14 protein-coding genes are annotated in these 17907 nt (G+C 48.1%); 8 read left to right on the plus strand and 6 right to left on the minus strand.

Going from position 1 to position 17907, the window contains the following annotated elements; all coding sequences use genetic code 11:
• Positions 1-43 precede the first annotated feature (43 nt).
• The 8 genes from ACT6NU_RS08645 (at position 44) to ACT6NU_RS08680 (ending at position 10312) form a co-directional block, all read left to right on the plus strand.
• Positions 44-1963 carry an ABC-F family ATP-binding cassette domain-containing protein gene (locus ACT6NU_RS08645; RefSeq protein WP_445381277.1) on the plus strand — a complete coding sequence of 640 codons (1920 nt, stop codon included), beginning with the start codon at positions 44-46 and terminating at the stop codon, positions 1961-1963.
• Between the two features lie 165 nt (positions 1964-2128).
• On the plus strand, positions 2129-3019 hold the full coding sequence (locus ACT6NU_RS08650) for a leucine-rich repeat domain-containing protein (protein WP_445381278.1): 891 nt from the start codon (positions 2129-2131) through the stop codon (positions 3017-3019).
• A gap of 142 nt (positions 3020-3161) precedes the next feature.
• Positions 3162-4310 carry an efflux RND transporter periplasmic adaptor subunit gene (locus ACT6NU_RS08655; protein ID WP_445381279.1) on the plus strand — a complete coding sequence of 383 codons (1149 nt, stop codon included), beginning with the start codon at positions 3162-3164 and terminating at the stop codon, positions 4308-4310.
• A gap of 3 nt (positions 4311-4313) precedes the next feature.
• Positions 4314-7610, plus strand: a complete 3297-nt coding sequence (locus ACT6NU_RS08660) for an efflux RND transporter permease subunit (RefSeq protein ID WP_445381280.1) — start codon at positions 4314-4316, stop codon at positions 7608-7610.
• Positions 7607-8929, plus strand: coding sequence for a TolC family protein (locus ACT6NU_RS08665; protein ID WP_445381281.1), 1323 nt, complete (start codon positions 7607-7609; stop codon positions 8927-8929). Before ACT6NU_RS08660 ends, ACT6NU_RS08665 begins: the two co-directional genes overlap by 4 nt.
• A 1-nt stretch (position 8930) precedes the next feature.
• Positions 8931-9113 carry a CPXCG motif-containing cysteine-rich protein gene (locus ACT6NU_RS08670; RefSeq protein WP_445381282.1) on the plus strand — a complete coding sequence of 61 codons (183 nt, stop codon included), beginning with the start codon at positions 8931-8933 and terminating at the stop codon, positions 9111-9113.
• A gap of 285 nt (positions 9114-9398) precedes the next feature.
• Entirely contained in the window at positions 9399-9875 is a 477-nt protein-coding gene (locus tag ACT6NU_RS08675) for a hypothetical protein (RefSeq protein ID WP_445381283.1), read from the plus strand.
• Entirely contained in the window at positions 9872-10312 is a 441-nt protein-coding gene (locus tag ACT6NU_RS08680) for an RDD family protein (protein ID WP_445381284.1), read from the plus strand. The genes ACT6NU_RS08675 and ACT6NU_RS08680 overlap by 4 nt, the downstream gene beginning before the upstream one ends.
• Positions 10313-10342: 30 nt before the next feature.
• Here ACT6NU_RS08680 and ACT6NU_RS08685 read toward each other — a convergent pair whose 3' ends face one another.
• The 6 genes from ACT6NU_RS08685 to ACT6NU_RS08710 all read right to left on the minus strand — a co-directional run bounded on the left by ACT6NU_RS08685 (position 10343) and on the right by ACT6NU_RS08710 (position 17862).
• A complete protein-coding gene (locus ACT6NU_RS08685; RefSeq protein WP_445381285.1) occupies positions 10343-12214 on the minus strand; it encodes a CocE/NonD family hydrolase in 1872 nt (623 codons plus the stop codon).
• A gap of 100 nt (positions 12215-12314) precedes the next feature.
• Positions 12315-13376 (minus strand): mandelate racemase/muconate lactonizing enzyme family protein, encoded by a 1062-nt coding sequence (locus tag ACT6NU_RS08690; RefSeq protein ID WP_445381286.1) that lies wholly within the window; start codon positions 13374-13376, stop codon positions 12315-12317.
• A gap of 1 nt (position 13377) precedes the next feature.
• Positions 13378-14175 carry a creatininase family protein gene (locus ACT6NU_RS08695; protein ID WP_445381287.1) on the minus strand — a complete coding sequence of 266 codons (798 nt, stop codon included), beginning with the start codon at positions 14173-14175 and terminating at the stop codon, positions 13378-13380.
• A complete protein-coding gene (locus ACT6NU_RS08700) occupies positions 14159-15676 on the minus strand; it encodes a hypothetical protein (protein ID WP_445381288.1) in 1518 nt (505 codons plus the stop codon). The genes ACT6NU_RS08695 and ACT6NU_RS08700 overlap by 17 nt, the downstream gene beginning before the upstream one ends.
• On the minus strand, positions 15673-16740 hold the full coding sequence (locus tag ACT6NU_RS08705; protein ID WP_445381289.1) for a DUF1611 domain-containing protein: 1068 nt from the start codon (positions 16738-16740) through the stop codon (positions 15673-15675). The genes ACT6NU_RS08700 and ACT6NU_RS08705 overlap by 4 nt, the downstream gene beginning before the upstream one ends.
• A 48-nt stretch (positions 16741-16788) precedes the next feature.
• Positions 16789-17862 carry a pyridoxal-phosphate dependent enzyme gene (locus tag ACT6NU_RS08710; protein WP_445381290.1) on the minus strand — a complete coding sequence of 358 codons (1074 nt, stop codon included), beginning with the start codon at positions 17860-17862 and terminating at the stop codon, positions 16789-16791.
• Positions 17863-17907 lie beyond the last annotated feature (45 nt).

The following is a 17907-nucleotide window of genomic DNA, read 5'->3' on the forward strand; positions in this document are numbered from 1 at the left end:
GATTTTTGCAGCGCGGAAAAGACACCGTTAATAAAACCAGTAAATGTTAGATGTTCACAAGGTATCGGTAGCTTTTGGAGGGGAAGACCTTTTTGAAGAAATCTCCTTCAGGCTGAATCCGGGAGACCGGGTCGGCCTGATCGGAAAAAACGGGGCTGGTAAATCTACCCTGCTAAAACTCCTGGCAGCAGAGTCTGAACCCAGTTCAGGTACTATTTCCAGGGAAAAGGGAAAGTCTGTTGGTTTTCTGAAACAGGACCTCGAATTTGAGACAGGCCGTACCGTTCTGGAAGAGGCCTATTCGGCCTTTACGGAAATCCGCAAGCTGGAACAGGAACTTGAAAGGGTGAACGGGGAACTGGCCGAGCGGGAAGATTATGAAAGTGAAGGCTACCATAACCTGATGGTTTCCTTAAGTGAACTCACCCACCGTTTTGAGCTCATAGGCGGGTATCAGTATCAGGGGGAGACCGAAAAAATACTGCTGGGGTTGGGCTTTCAGCGGGAAGATTTTGAAAAACAGACGGACACCTTTTCAGGCGGCTGGCGCATGCGGATTGAACTGGCCAAACTACTGCTGCAAAACAATGACCTTTTATTGCTGGATGAGCCCACCAACCATTTGGATATCGAATCTATTCTATGGCTGGAAGACTTTTTAAATCAATTTAGCGGGGCGGTAGTCCTGGTCTCCCACGATAAAATGTTCCTGAACCAGGTAACCAACCGTACTATTGAAATTTCGCTTGGCAGGATTTACGACTATCCCAAGCCCTATTCTGCCTTTTTGGAATTAAGGGATGAAATCCGCCAGCAACAGCTAAGTGCACAAAAAAATCAGGAACGGGAGATACAACAGGCCGAAAGGCTGATCGAGCGATTCCGGGCAAAATCATCCAAGGCATCCATGGCCCAGTCATTGATTAAAAAGCTGGACAAGATGGAGCGTATTGAGGTAGACGTAGAGGATACCCGAACCATGAACCTCCGTTTTCCGGTTTCCGTGCAACCAGGGAAAGTGATAGCCGAGATAAAAGACCTGGGAAAGTCCTATGGTGAAAAGAAGGTATTGCAGGGAATAGATTTGTCAATAGAGCGCGGGAATAAAATTGCATTTGTAGGGCAGAACGGACAGGGAAAAACCACCCTGGCGCGCATCCTGGTTGGGGAATTGTCTCACACAGGCAGCTGCAAGCTCGGGCACAACGTACAGATCGGGTATTTTGCCCAGAACCAGGCGGAATACCTGGATGGCTCCAAAACCGTGCTGGATACCATGCTGGATGCAGCCAACGAAACAAACCGGCCTAAGGTTCGCGATATCCTTGGAGCCTTTCTTTTCAGAGGAGAGGAAGTAGACAAATACGTAAAAGTTTTATCCGGAGGGGAACGGAACCGGCTGGCCCTGGCAAAAATGTTGTTGCAGCCCTTTAATGTGCTGGTAATGGATGAACCGACCAACCACCTGGATATCCCTTCCAAAAAAGTGCTGAAGGAAGCCCTGCAGAAATTTGAGGGAACCCTTATTCTGGTCTCGCACGACCGGGATTTTTTGCAGGGGTTGACCAATACGGTTTACGAGTTCCGCAACCGACAGATTAAACCATTTCTGGGGGATATCAACTTCTATTTGGAGCAGCGGAAGGTGGATAATTTCAGGGCTATAGAAAAACGGGATGAAACCGATTCCAAATCGGCTTCAAAATTTGAAAAGCAGGGAGGTAGTGATTACAAAGCACAAAAAAAACGGAAAGCCCTCAAAAACCGATTGAGTAATCTGGAGTCGAAAATACAGCAACAGGAAAAGGAGTTGGCCGATATTGACCATCAGCTCCTGATGGAGTACGACCAGACCATTGCGGCTCCCGGCTTTTTTGATGCCTACCAGGCCCGAAAAGACGAGTTGGAGAGCCTGATGGAGCAGTGGGAAGAGGTATCCTCTCAGCTGGAAGCACTCGAATAAACAGGTTTTCGAAAATGCAAACCACAAGAATTGTGGCCTACACAACAAAATGGCTGCTGTTCATCGATAATACCTGCTTTTAATCCTCGATAATTCTTATACTTGTAAGTAAATTCCCTATTTCAGTATAGGATAAAATGTTATACAAGAGGTAAGTATTCTTAAATGGTTAAGAAAATGCGCTGTAATCCAATTCTGATTTTTTGTTTATTCTGGCTGTTTGCTCTCCCGGCCCAGTCCTTAAAAAAGGACAAGGAAATTCTTCTGGAATTGTATGAGGTAACCAATGGCACGCACTGGGTACGCAAATGGGATCTGAAACAACCGGTATCGCAGTGGTATGGGGTTTCGGTACGAGATAACCGCGTGGTAGGTCTGGAACTCTTCCACAATAATCTGATGGGTCCTGTTCCGGAAAGCCTGGGGCAGCTCGACAAACTGGAGCGCCTCAACCTTGCATTCAACAATCTTACAGGGGAACTTCCTGAATCCCTGTTTAACCTCAGAGAACTTCAGGTACTGAAAATTGAAATGAATCGCTTAAAAGGCAATCTGCCCCAGTCCATAGGGCAATTGTCCCAACTGCAAGAGTTTTCCGCGTTCAATAACTTCTTATCCGGAAGGATTCCTGCAGAAATAGGCTCTTTGCAGGAATTGAAAATTTTAAATCTCTCCAGTAATAATTTAATTGGGCGAATCCCCGAAAGTGTTGGTTCGTTAAGCCAGTTACAAAGCCTGGGTCTTTTTGAAAATCAGTTATTTGGGGATATTCCGGAGACCATTGGTAACCTTACTGCCCTGAAAGAACTCGTGCTGGCCAATAACCAGTTAGGGGGTGCTATTCCGGAGAGTTTCGGGCAACTGGCCAATTTGGAAGTACTGCAGATACAACACAATAATTTTGAGGAGTACCGCAACCTGGGAAGGCTAAATACCCGGCAGCTCCTGGTTTTTGATTACGATGTGGATAAGGCCGAAATTGATTTCAGGGACCTCAATTTCTCCAGGACCCGCATGGCTGATACAAAATTTGAAGACGACAACGAGAATGATTAGATAGCTTTTTAGGTTGATACGTAGCTGTTTTGGGGTGCCTTGGGCACCCCATTTTGTTTAACTTCATTTATGATTTATTTAACGGGCTTGGCAGAAACTTATAATAATTTTGCATTTGCGACCTATTCTAACCAACGCGCAAATGAGAAAAATTTTATTGTATGTACTTGGAGTCCTTGTCCTGATACTTGCAGGCTGGATATCATACCTGCTTGTAAATCGAGAAGATCAGAAACGGCCCACCCCTCCCAAACAAATTAAGACTGTTTTTGTAGATACGGTTCGGCTCAGTTCCGTCCCCGTCAGGGTAAAATCCAATGGAAACCTTATTGCCAAGGAAAGAGTATCGCTCTTTGCTGAAGTACAGGGGGTCCTCCGCAATAGTGCGCGTCCTTTTAAAGCGGGTCAGCCTTTCAGGAAAGGGGAGGTGCTCCTCCGAATTGACGCCTCCGAATACCGGGCGAGCGTGCAAAGTGCCAAAAGCAATTTGTTTAACCTCATAACATCCACTTTACCGGATTTGCGGTTGGATTATCCCGAAATCTATCCAAAATGGCAGGCCTATCTGAACAGCTTCGATATCACCAGTACAACGCCCCCGCTGCCGGAAATGAGCACTGAGAAGGAGCGGTATTTTATAAACGGGCGTAATATTGTCACTACCTATTACAATGTCAAGAATTTAGAGCAGCGCTTAAATAAATATATCCTTCGGGCGCCATACAACGGGGTGCTTACGCAGGCGCAGGTAACGGAGGGAACCCTTGTTCGGCCCGGGCAGTCACTGGGTGAATTCATCAACCCTTCGGTATACGAACTGGAGGTCGCCGTTAGCAAGAGTTACAGCGATTTTCTTAAGTTGGGTAAGAAGGTTGCGCTCACCAACCTGGATGGGAACCGGGAATACGAAGGCACTGTTTCGCGTATTAACGCGGCAGTAAACCAGCAATCTCAAACGGTTTCTGTTTTTATAGATGTTTCGGATCCTTCACTAAAAGAAGGTATGTATCTGGAGGCTATTATTGAAGGAAAAGAAGAGGAGGATGCCATAGAGATTCCCAGAAAGCTCATTACAGAACAGGGGGAGCTATTTATACTGAAAGACAGTGTTCTGGATGTCATCCCTGTAAACCCGATCTATTTTACAGACCAGACAGCCATCCTGAAAGGAATTCCTGAAGGAACCATCTACCTGTCCCGTTCGGTTCCCGGAGCTTATCCGGGGATGCTGGTAAAGGTCTATGGAGCGGAAACCCCGTCCGAAAAGGCACAGACCAACCAGATTCAGTAAGCCATGAAAAAGATCATCGGTTATTTTATAAAATTTGACGTAGCTGTAAATGTCGTAATTCTGGCTTTTGTGGTTTTTGGGATAATCGGGGCCCTGAGGATGCGTTCATCCTTTTTCCCGCTGATTGATTCCCAGATTATTTCCATAAGCATCAATTATCCGGGGGCAGCCCCTGCAGAAATTGAAGAAGGGGTCGTCCTTAAAATAGAAGATAACCTGAAAGGCCTTGTGGGGATTGACCGGGTTACTTCCGTTTCCCGTGAAAATGGGGGGAGCATCACAGTGGAAATAGATCAGGATGAAGACATCGATGTGATCCTGACAGAGGTAAAAAACGCGGTGGACCGGGTTCCGAATTTCCCCGGAGGAATGGAGCCTTTGGTGGTAGCCAAACAGGAGGCCATCCGCTCGACTATTAGTTTTGCAGTAAGTGGTGAGGGCATCTCCCTGGGGTCGTTGAAGCAAATCGCAAGGCAGATAGAGTACGACCTGCGGGCTATGGATGGGGTTTCACAGATAGAAATATCGGGTTATCCGGAAGAAGAAATTGAAATTGCTGTTCGCGAAAGCGACCTGCTAGCCTATAATATGAGCTTTCAGGAAGTGGCCCAGGCGGTTGCCAGCGCCAATATCCTGACTACTGGGGGAGATATAAAGACCGAAGAAGAAGATTACCTGATCCGGGCCAATAATCGATCCTATTACGGGGACGAACTCAACAACCTGGTGGTGCGATCCGATCTTTCCGGCAATATCATTCGCCTGAGTGACGTGGCTGAGGTCCGCGATCGTTTTTCAGAAACCCCAAACTCCAGTTATTTCAACGGGAACCTGGCTGTAAACATCGATGTGAGCAATACCAATAATGAAGACCTCATCCCAACAGCCGACAAGATCAATGAATACATTGAGAATTTCAACGCCACCAATAATAACGTTCATCTGGATGTGGTCTCTGACCGCTCAGTGACCCTTAAACAGCGAACGGCCCTCTTGATCGAAAACGGTGCTGTGGGGATACTGCTGGTCCTTATTTTCCTGTCCTTTTTCCTCAATACCCGACTGGCATTCTGGGTTGCCTTCGGATTGCCGATTTCCTTTTTAGGGATGTTTATATTCGCCGGGAGTTTGGGGGTTACCATCAATATACTTTCCCTGTTTGGGATGATAATCGTAATTGGTATCCTGGTAGACGACGGTATTGTTATTTCAGAAAATATCTACCAGCATTACGAAAAAGGGAAACCGCCCATTCAGGCCGCCATTGATGGGACCATGGAGGTGATCCCGCCTATTATTTCCGCCATCATTACAACTGTTCTGGCATTCTCCACCTTCCTGTTCCTCGATAGCCGGATAGGGGAGTTTTTCGGGGAAGTTTCCACGGTGGTAATACTGACCCTTTCGGTATCCCTGATTGAAGCGCTGATAATCCTTCCGGCCCACATTGCCCATTCCAAGGCGCTGGTGCAGGAAACTGAAGAAGAAAAAGCCCGCGAGAAAAACTTTATGGAGCGAATTTTCCTGAAACTGCGTGTTTTCAACCGGGTAGGGGACCGCTTTATGTCTTTTTGCCGGGATACCCTCTATGCCCCGGCCCTGCGCTTTGTGCTGGGACACCGCTTTATGAGTTTCTCTGTTTTCCTCGGTTTACTAATTATCACTTTTGCCTCTATCTCGGCTGGGATTATCAGGGTAACCATTTTCCCAAGTATCGCCAGCGATCAGGTCAGTATTGACCTGCTCATGCCGGAAGGGACCAACCCACAGATCACCTACGATGTAATAACCCGGGTAGAGGAAGCTGCCTGGAAGGTCAATGAGGATTTTACCAAAAGGCAAACCGGCAATCAGCAGGTAGTCGAAAATGTTATCAAACGGGTGGGTCCCGGAAATAACAAGGCGTCAATCCGTGTAAACCTTCTGCCTGGAGAGGAACGCGATTTTCCCAGCCCTGTGATCACCAACGCCATTCGCGAAGCGGTAGGAGAAGTATATGGGGTGGAACGGCTTACCTTCGGTTCCGGGGGGAACTTTGGGGGAAGCCCGGTTTCTGTTGCCCTGTTGAGCAATAACAACCAGCAATTGGAGTCGGCCAAGGATGAACTCCGAACGTATCTGGAAAACAACCCGAAGCTGACAGATGTTACGGATACGGATCCGGAAGGAATCAAAGAAATCAGTATTGAATTAAAAAACAATGCCTATGCCCTGGGATTAAACCTACAGGGGGTAATGAGCCAGGTACGGGCAGGATTTTTCGGGGCCCAGGCACAGCGCTTTCAGCGCGGACAGGACGAGATAAGGGTATGGGTCCGTTACGACAAGGCCAACCGCTCTTCCATCAATGACCTCGATGACATGCGTATTTTGACACCTGCTGGGCAGCGGGTACCATTTTCTGAAATCGCCGGCTATTCTATAGCCCGGGGTGATGAATCTATCAGCCACCTGGACGGTAAGCGCGAAATCCGGATCGAGGCCGATATGGAGGACCCCAATGAAAGCGCCACGGAAATCCTTTTGGACATACAGCAAAATTTTATGCCGGAACTACAGTCCCGCTACCCGGGTCTGAGCGTATCTTACGAGGGGCAGAACCGGGAAGCTCAGAAATTATCCAGTTCGGCAAATAAGGTATTTCCAGTAATACTTTTCCTCATTTTTGCCGTTATAGCATTTACCTTCAGGACCTACAGCCAGCCCGTTATTTTGTTGTCGCTTATCCCATTCAGCATAATCGGGGTGGCCTGGGGACATGTAATCCATGGCTTCCCTATCAACGTACTTTCTGCTTTGGGGATTATTGCACTCATTGGAATTATGGTAAACGATGGCCTGGTGCTTATTGGGAAATTCAATACTTATTTAAGGGAGGGCATGAAATTTGACGACGCCCTGTTTGAAGCAGGCCGGTCCCGATTCAGAGCGATTTTCCTGACCTCCCTGACAACCATTGCCGGGTTGGCTCCCTTGTTGCTGGAGAAAAGCCGGCAGGCTCAATTCCTAAAACCTATGGCTATTTCCATTTCGTATGGAATAGGCATTGCCACTGTTCTAACCCTTTTGCTTTTGCCACTGTTCTTATCCCTTGTCAATGATACCAAAGCCAAAATGAAGTGGCTGCGGACAGGGGAAGCTGTAGACAGGGAATCTGTGGAAAGAGTTATCAAAGAGATGAAGACACAGGATGATCTGCGGGATAAACTGGCCGAAACCAATGGTGCCGCAGCTGGTACTGGAAACGATCTTTCCGGGAAAGCAGAAGGGTCCAACGTAATAGAAGCGCATTCCAAATGAAACATTTTTACCTGCTATTGATCACTGCAATTGGGTTGCCGGTAAGCATCGCTGCCCAGGAGTCTGTTCTGACGAAACAGGAAGCGATTTCAATCACCCTTGAAAATAACCTGGGAATCCGGGTTTCCGAAAACCTCAGGGCAATAGACCAGAACAATGCCGGTATTCTGAATTCCGGATATCTACCTACGGTTACAGCCATAGGAGGAGGAACCTTTGACCGCCAAACCACAGAAGGGGAATTGGCCAATGGAGATATCAGGACGGCAGACGGGGCTGAAACCCGCAGGTATAACGCCTCTGTAAACCTGAATTATGTGTTGTTCGACGGATTGGGGCGGTACTATGATTATAAGCGTTTTAAGGAGCGCTCTGCACAGTCCGAACTGGAGGTCAGGCAAACGATTGAAACAACCCTTTTACAATTGTTTTCGGTCTATTACGAGGTGGCCCGGCTGGAGGAGAACGCCCTAAACCTCAGGGAGGCACTGACTATTTCACAACGCAGGCTGCAGCGGGCAGAATATCAATTTGAATACGGCCAAAATACCGGCCTGGATGTCCTCAATGCCGAAGTAGACGTTAACACCGACAGTGTAAACCTGCTGAATGCCGAACAGTTGTTGCGGAACACCAAAAGAGACCTGAACCTGATTTTAAACAGGGACCTGAGTGAGTCCTTTGCCGCCGATACCACAGTCCGGTTTGTGCCGGCTCTGAAAATGGAAGAAATCCGGGATCAGGCCAAACAGAACAATGTACGGATGTTACTGGCAGAAAAGGATATCAAGATCTCGGAGTACTCCCTGAAAGCCAACCGAAGCGGTTACCTGCCTACAGTGGGCTTAACGGGCTCTTACGGCTGGAACGAATCCAACAACAACAGCCCCCTGGCATTCGTGCTGCAAAATACAAGTACCGGGATTTCTGCCGGCGTCAATATAAGCTGGAACCTCTTCGACGGGGGAACTACCCTTACCAACGGGAAAAACGCCCGTATCGATTACGAAAACCAAAAGCTTCTGAAAACGCAAACGGAACAGGAAGTGGCCCGGGATATTGAAAATGCCTGGGACAGTTACCGGAATGCGCTCTTTGTACTGGAGGTACAGGAAAAGAACCTGCAGACCAATCAGGACAACTTTAACAGGTCTCAGGAGCGCTATCAACTGGGGCAGATTACCTCTATAGAATTCCGTCAGGCGCAATTAAACCTGCTGAATGCAGAGCTTGCCAAAAGCCAGGCAAAATACAATGCCAAGCTCGCAGAATTACAATTGCTGCAGGTAAGCGGTCAGCTGCTCAACGAAGATTTCTAAAATGGTTGAACATTTTTTCCAATGTCCGTTTTGCTGGGAGGAAGTCTCAGTACTTATAGATACCTCCATTAGCAGGCAAAGCTATGTGGAAGATTGCGAAATCTGCTGCAATCCTATGGAATTCCAGATAGTCTGCGAACCGGGGCAGGTAATTTCTTTTGAGGCTAATGAACTCGGGCAATAGCCCGGTTTTATTAGGTATGAAAGCCATTGCTGAATTCCGGATAACCCTATCCCACTATTTTTTTTTGGTCATTGTGCTGCAATTTGCCAGGTGTTTGTCCAGGATGAATGTATTCTGCAGCCCGGGAAATTAGTTTCGCTACCGTCAATTGGAATCCCGGCCGGGAAGATTGGCAAACAGGGAATACCCATCTAAGGCGGATACAGGAATATCTGTCTCGTCTTTCAGTTACTGATATCTGCTTCGGACGGATATTTCCCATTTTCTAATCTTAAAAGCTGTATTATGAAAAATTTATGTATCCCCTTTCTGGGGTTGATTGTGTTGTTCCTCGGTTCCTGTAGTGAGGAATCTGCAGAAGAAGTCACTCCCGATTATTTTGTAACCCGGGACCTCTCGTTCCTCCTTGGCGAAGAGGATGGGCTAACTGCCAAAGGCTGGCCCGTAAATGGATGCAAGGAGTTCGATGTTAAGGCCAAGGTTCCTTTTTTCGGAGAAGTGCGTTTTACCGTACTTAATTGCTGTGTGAACCTGGTTTGTAATTCCCCGGCTGTACTGGAGGTGATAGATTATTTTATTGGAGGAAAAAACCTACAAAATATTAAAGAAATAACCATAGAATCCTCCAGTTTTATTAAATTTAATCAGTACGATATCCAAATTAACCCGGGTACTTATGCATTAGATGCAAAAACGAAGCGGTTAGTAGACCTTCAGTACAGGGTGTATATCCGTAACAATCTGAAACCGTCAACCAAATGAAAATAGCTAAACTGAATCGTGTAGGGGCCTTAATCATTGATTTGATATTCATAAGCCTGGCCTACACGCTTATTTTTAATTTTATCCCAGAGGAGTGGTTAACAACAACCCAGCAGTACGGTTGGGTGCTTCAAACTGGCACCTTGCTGTATTACGGGACTTTTTTAGTCTATTTCCTGCTGTTTGATTTTACGAATTCCGGGGACTCTCCGGGGAAGGAACTATTGAAGCTTCAGACACGGGATATGAGCGGACAAAAACTGGAACGCAAGCGGTCTATAAAGCGGACGCTGCTCAAACTGGTCAGTATGATTATCTGCCCGGTTTCAGCTTTGTTATACCTTTTCGGGGAAGGGGAATTCAGTTTACACGATGCTTATTTCAATACAAGTGTCTTCCCGCAAGGCAAGCCGGTAAAAAACCATTTGTTTAATTAGTTTAGTTCTCATGGGGCCCGTTTCGGGCCCCTATTTTTGAACTACAGGAATCCTGATCTCTGAGGGATAGGCCCCGGAGTGGTGGATGCTATTGACAGCAATGACCCCTTCCGTTTCGTCATAATTATTTCCTCCCGTATTGAGATTCCTCGCAAAACGAGGGAAGTTGCTGCTGGAAATTTCGATTCGGATCCGGTGGCCCTTTTTGAAATAATTGCTGCTAGACATCGGGCTCATCTCTATTTTATAAACTTCCCCGGCCTTCATGAATTGTTCCTTGTCATAGCCATTTCTGTAACGGGCACGTTGTATGGTTTCATCCAGGTTGTAGGCCGTCCCGTCCGGATACACATCTATAAGTTTAATGGTAAAGTCTGTGTCCCTGGCATCTGAGGAAACGAAGAGTGTAGCCTCTATAAAGCCACTGACCTCTGTGTCCTCTTCCAGTGGCTGAGAAGTGTAGACCAGAATGTCGTTCCGGGCTTCCATCTTTCGCTGGTCAAAGGCCCCGCCTTCTACTGCATTTCCGGTGCAGCAAACATTTCCGCCATAGGAATAAACCGGGTTTTCCGGATCATAGGCGTAAGTGTCCGGCGGATCATTTTCCGGCTTTGTTTCAATTAATTTTCCATCTCCATATAAGCTGTTGGCCCGGCCGTTGCTGCTGAGGTAAAATCGCTTCATTTGCGTTCCTTCAGGAGGCCAGGAGGTTGATGTTTGCCATTGGTTCAGCCCCATGGTGTAATACTGTACCCTTGGGATGTCATCTAATAAGTCCGGGCTACCCCCTTTTAGCCATACCTCAAACCATTTATCGTACAATTTGTAATAATCCAGGCGGGCATCGCCCAGGTTTCGTTCCCCCACAACCGTATTTTCTTTGGCCCGGGTATAGCGGCAGTGCAGGGTGGGGGCAATGATCAAAAACTGCGAATCTGCAACCGCCGGGTCCGGGTGTTGCCTGAGCTTGTTGAAAAGTTCCAGGTTGGGGCCCGTGGATACATCGTACCAGGAAACGAACCAGAATCCAGGCTTGTTAAAGGGCATGTCCTCGTGGTAGAGGCCTCCTGTTCTCCAGGCCGGGTCATTGGGTTTGCGAATAATCATTTTATCGAATATTTCGCGTTTCCCCTTTATGTTCTGCAAGAGGTCGGTTAGCGGTAAATGGGATAATGCTTCTTTCATGTCTACCCGGGGGTTTTCAGGTGCCAGGTCATAGAAGCGGGAGATGCGGATCAGGTCTTCCTGGCTGGCTCCGGCAGGAATCCTCGGTTTGAATTTGTCGTGTTCCACCCCATAGAGCCAGGCCGTAAACAACATCTGGTGTGCGCCTCCGCGATACCAGTTTCCCTGCTCGTTAAAGCGCCCCACTTTACCTACCCCTGCGCCAAAACCCTGTGCAATTAAGGCTGCATGTGCAGGGTGGTCCAGAGAGGCCACAGCCATTTGCCATTCTGCTGTAGAAGAACAACCAATGGTCCCTATTTTCCCGTTGGACCAGGGCTGCCCGGAAAGCCAGCTGAAGGCGTCGTAACCATCGGTAAGGGGAACGCCCAGAATATCCCATTGCCCTTCTGAGAAATAGCGGCCCCTTTCATTTTGCACCACATAGGCATAACCCTTGCGAACCCAGTCCAGGGCCTGCTGCAGCGTACGGGTGCGCATTTCGCCATCTCCCCAGGTATTGAAGTTGTATGGAGTTCTGGAAAAGACCACGGGGACAGCCTCCGTGCCTTTAGGACGGTAGATGTCGGTTGCCAGCCGTACCCCGTCTCGCATGGGCATCATAACTTTCTGATCAATTATGGCAATTTCGCCCAGTTCTTCAAGCAGTTCTTCCTGGGCGAAGCCCGTTATAACAAAACAAAGGGAAAGTAGTAACAGGAATTTTCGAATAGACATTTCAATGGTTCAATTAGTTGATCAATTATTTTTTCAGTAGCGGAGCATAAGTTAATTAATTTCTGAGCTTTCCGGACGTGCAAGGGGTAAATTCTGAAGCTCAGCTAATTGGGCCCAGCCCCGGGTGGTCCGACGGGATCATAATTCCGTTTTCAATGGTGAAGAGTGCTGTAAATGGATCCCCGAGCAGGTCCAGGTGTCCGTCCAGATCTGCAAAATGTATATTGGGGCGGCTCAGGGCAAAATGCAAGCCTGCTGAGATCCCCAGTGCCGATTCATCCATGCATCCGATCATTACTTCCAGCCCTCCGGCTTTTGCTACTGAATTGATATGGGAGGCCTCCAGTATACCACCCACTTTCTGTAATTTAATATTTACCATATCCATCATCCCTTGCCGGGTAAAGTGGTAGGCATCATCCAGGGATTTTATGCTTTCATCTGCCATGATCGGGATAAAGGTGTTCAGGCTTACCTCCTTCATGGCTTCCGGATGCTTCACCGGGGTGGGCTGCTCCAGGATATCGATACGGGCGCCTTTGGATTTTTTAACAAATTCGATTGCCTCGGTGGCCGTATAGCCCTGATTGGCATCAAAACGAATGGCAAAGTCGTTGCCCAGGGTTTCCCGCAGTTTATGGACCTTTTCAAGGTCTTCTTCCGGGCTGATCCCGCCCTTTAGTTTCAGGATGGTAAAGCCCTGACCTATAAATTTACGGGCCAGTTCCAAGGTTTCCTGCAATGGAAGAATCCCGATGGTGATACTGGTGGGAATTTGATGTCGATACCCTCCCAACACCTTATAAAGGGGCAAACCCGCTTTTCGTGCCAGCAGGTCGTAAAGGGCCATATCAACCATGGCCCTTGCAGAGGTACCAATACCTTCAGTATTCCGAATGGCCTGCATGTACCTTCCCTGCTGGAAGGGGTCTTTGCCTTTTAGCAGCCTGGTAATGGGTCCTTCTATCTGTTGCATGATATCCCTGGCCTTTTCCCCGGTCACTTCCCAGTCCGGAGCCGCACAACCATAGCCAACAAAGCCGCTGTCTGTAACCAGCCTGAGGATTACATTCTCGCAGCTGCTTATGGTTTCATAGGCAATCTGGTAGGGAACCGCCAGTTTTAACTCCAGTAAATCGTATTCCAGGCTTTGGATGCGCATGTTAATAGCGGTTCTGATGCAGTTCCTCTAGTGGAGTATGCATAATGCTTTCGATAAATTCAACCATTTTCTGAATGGAGATCTCCCACATCTGATGCCCCTTTTCGGCAGTAGCTTTGGTGGCATTCCCTATAACCCCTGACCTGGAAAGCTTTTGGGTATGGGCATACCAGCTTACGCCCCGGTCTGAGGTGAAATCCAGATATTCGTTTTCCAGGTCCAGGGTTTCATCTACCGCCTTGTCCATATCTACCAGCTCCGGGCGAAGGGCCAGGGTGGTGCTGGTTTCTATTTCTCCTGCGTGGATATCATTATGGGTGTCAATTAAATTGTAGAGGTCTATATCGCTGGTTTCCCCGGTTTCCACACAGACAAATATTTTAGCATCCCGGTTGATCAGCTGGGCCGCAAAGGTCAGGGTGGGTTTATTGTCTCCGTGCCCGTTCAGGATCACTATTTTTTTGATCCCATTATGCGCCAGGCTCATGCCAATATCGTGGATCAGGGCGGCCAGGGCATTATTGCTTACGCTGATAGTCCCTTTAAACTCCGAGTGGTGATAGGAAACCCCATAGGGTATGGGGGGAAGGACGAAGGGTTTGATCCCCGAACAACGCTCGGCAATGGCCTTGGCCATATAATAGGCGTCAAAATGGTCCACATCTACCGGCAGGTGGGGTCCGTGTTGTTCTATGGCGCCGCAGGGAAGAATGGCAGTATCCATCACTTTGAGTTTTTCGGCTATTTCCGGCCATTTCATTTGTTCCCACAAATAGGATTGTTCAGGATTGAATTTCATAAGGTTTGTATTTCGTTTGTTCTAATTGCAGCTCAGTAAATGCTACTGCTTTCCAGTGTTTACCTTCCCTTTGAACCAGCTCATGTGCATAGGGTTCAAGAATATTCAACAAAGGCTTTCTAATATGAACAGGAAGGTCCTGAAGGTTGCTGCGCTCTTTGTCAAAGCGAAGCTTTAAAATCTCAGGATGAGCCCTGGCTGCTTTTTTGGTAAAGGGATTAGAGGCAATAGCTCCTTTTTCCAGCAGCAGGGCGTACAGATGTGCCGCATCGCTGCCGATTTGCTTTACGGATTTAGAGGCCAGCTGTGCCAGCCCGTTCCGGATTTGTTCCTGGCTGTACCCGCAGTTTTCCGGATTTGCGCCAAGGGCAACCATCATCCCAATGATCCTTCTGCATTTTTCACAATTTCCGCAGGGTTTCATCTTCCCGTCCCGCTCGTGGGCGGCATGGCAGGAAACCTGATGCTCTTGCAACTGTGGATAGCGACTGATCAGTATTTTCATTATGAGTAATTCGGAAAGGCTTCTTAAAATGGAATACTGATAAATATTCCACCCTTTCTTGCGGTAATAGCGGCTCAGGGTATTGTCAAAATATTTACTCTGGTCAAACAGGCCGTTATAATGTGAAATTCCGGCTGTGTTGCCTTTGACTGTAGTATCGTATTCATTCCCGATCAGGACGTTCCCGATATTGCGCTTTCTCACCACGGGAAGTACACCAAAGAGGAAAACCGCCACGGTCCAAAGACGTATGGGATAAATATCGGCCCGGATATGGGCATAATTCTCCCGGATAAAAGAAAATTGTTTCAGCATCCAGTTAAAAACCCTGTCGGAATTGGTCCAGGGTTTCACGGTGTTCGGCTCCGTTTCCTGGAAATACCGGTAGGCATTTACGGCGGTAAACCAATGCCTTCCGGATTCATTGATATAAACAGGATGGGCGGTCCCCAATTCCCTGGCGATGCCATAGCTGAGCAGGCTGTCTTTTCCACCGCTGCTGAGAATGGCGTAATGATCCCTGGCCGGCTGCTGCTGCACCCTGGGGATCTCGTATTCAGAGTAGGCCGTATTCTCAAATATCAGTTTGGCCTGGGTATAGTTTTGCTGTTTTTTAACCTGCAGGTTTTTATGGGATTCCTTGATGAACTCATTGTCTATCAGCAGCTTATTGGTAAGGATTTCTCTGCTGGTGTTTTCCAGCATGGCTTTCAGGAATTCCTGGTCTGCTGTATCGAAAAGCCCGTCCAGAACAATTTCACGGCAGAACAAGCCATAATTCAGGGCTACCTGGCAGAGGGCCATACAGGCCAGGTTGATATCTTCGGGTTTACGGGGGTCGAAAAAGGGCTTTTTGTAGGAAAAAATATGCTCGCAATGTTCTTCCGGCCTGCCGGCCTGCTTCACCGTATAGTCCGCTTTAATCTGGCCGGGTTTGACCTCGATCTGATGAACCCTGAGCTGGTCGATAACCAAAAAGTCTGATAACTGGCTCATTTTAAATAAGACTTGACCAGGTTGCTCAATCCTGCCGGGCCATGTGCCAGCACATCAAAGGCCGGCAGGCCGGTTTCTGCTGTAATGGCCTCGCAGGCCGGAGAAATTTCCTCCGGCTGCATTCCTTCATGGTTTACCGTAATGGCGATTACCTTACGTCCTGAAATCATCTCTATGGCGGCAATCTGTTCGTCCAGTGGGTGCAGGGGATATCCCGGAAAGCCATCGTATTCAAGCCGTTTGGGGGCGTGTTGCATGATGACGTAATCCGGTCTTCCGGCAGCCAGAATTTCAAACCCCCCGGGGTAGGCCGGGTTCATCAGGCTTCCCTGCCCTTCAATTACAATCAGATCGGGATTTTCATTTTTCCATGCATCATATACGGCATGTTCAATTTCCCCTGAGACAAAATCATTTATACAGCTATCCATAACCATGGAATATTTGGCTCCCTGTAACCAGGCCGTTTGTCCGGTACCCACCAGTTCTGCTTTCAGTCCGGCATCTCTGAAACCATGGACCAGCAACCAGGCGGTGGTGCGCTTTCCCACAGCAGAATCGGTGCCCAGTATAGCCACCTTCAGGCAATTAACTTTTTCAATTTTACCGCTGAAAAAATGTAAATCCTCCCGCTCCGGGGTTTTACGGATGTCCCTCAGTTTACCTCCATAGGTTGCTGCCTGCTTTACAAAGTCAGGGTTTTTATACAGGAAATCGTGCAGGCCACTGTCTATATTCATCCCCAATTTCAGGGCTTCTGAAATAACGGACTGGGCTGCAGCCGGCAACCTCCCACCATCTGGGGCCAGGCCGATTACGAAATAAGGGATTTCCTGTCCGGCATGGGCCTTCACAGCTTGCTGTAAATTTTCATAAACCGGGATACCATTGGCCTTGCCATCCAATACCATGCCTGCGTCCTGCCCCGCGTATTGCCGGTCTATCACCCCTAACACCTTGTAGCGTTCTGTAAAACGGACCAGGCCGTGTGCTGTTTTGCCATTGGGGGTATTAAAAGCCCCATCCGCATATACCAGGGCATTTCCATCTATAATACGTTCCATTTAATCGTGTTTTAAATAAGGACACCTTAGGTCCTGCTTAATACCGGTTTAATTCCGGGCGGTCACAATGGCCACATAGCGGTCATTGGGAAAAGGTTCCTGCTGGTGTTTCTGAAGCAAGGCTATCAACCCTGCTGTTGCCGCAGGCAAAACTTTAAACCCGTCTGTTTTCAAAAGGGTTGAGGTCATCATTCGCATCTTCTGGTCACTGATCGGTTCGGCGGCTCCCTGAGAATGGATCAGTGCATAAAGTGCTTCGTCCCCGTCAAAACTGTGCCAGTTTACCAGGGGTTCATTGATGGACGTTTCCTTTATTTTTTCGGGTTTGAGGTCTACGCACTGTTTCAAGCCGCGGTTAAAGGAAGAAACAATCGGGTTTTTATTGCTCGAGGAACCCGCGATAAAATGAGGGATGCGGGAGGTTTTACCCCGTTTGTATAAATTTACAAACCCCCGGTAGACCCCCGCCAGAAGGGTCCCGTTTGAAACCGGGCAGGCCAGGTATTTTGGGGCATCCCGCAGCTGATCATAGATTTCAAAGGCTATTTCTGAGTAGGCCTTAAGCTGCAGGGGGGTATTAGTTCCCCCGGGGTTTGCATCGTACATCCCATTTTCATTTGCCTCCCGGCTGGAGGTCAATACCGCATCTTCGTAGGTTCCGGGTACCCGGACGATTTCCGCCCGGTATGCCTTCATTTCCTCAATGCGTTCGGTATGGTAGCTGTTCGGGATATAAATACGGCACCTGAGCCCTGCCAGATAGCTGGCAAAGGCCATGGCCACCCCGTAGTTCCCGCAGGTAGCCAGCACCACGGTATCGTAATCCCTCCGCAGTGCATCGTATACCTGGGCGAAAGCAATACGGTCTTTTTGAGTCCCTGTGGGGTTGTCTCCCTCAAATTTGATATACAACTGTCGCATCCCGTATTCGCGTTCCAAATTGCGCAGACGCAGCAGGGCCGTATCTCCAACCTCAAGGTTTATAATATCCTCGAGGGCCTCAAGGCGGTCTACTACAGAGAGGTTCTCATCTTTGACCTCCTCACTGAGCAGGCTTACGTCCCGGGTAACTTTTATGGGATTGGGCTTGACCCCATCCAGCATGTTTATGGCTGTACTCATATTTATTTTGCAGAACCCTTGCAGGGTTTTAATAAATGTAAAAAA

This window comes from Robiginitalea rubriflava, assembly GCF_052540725.1.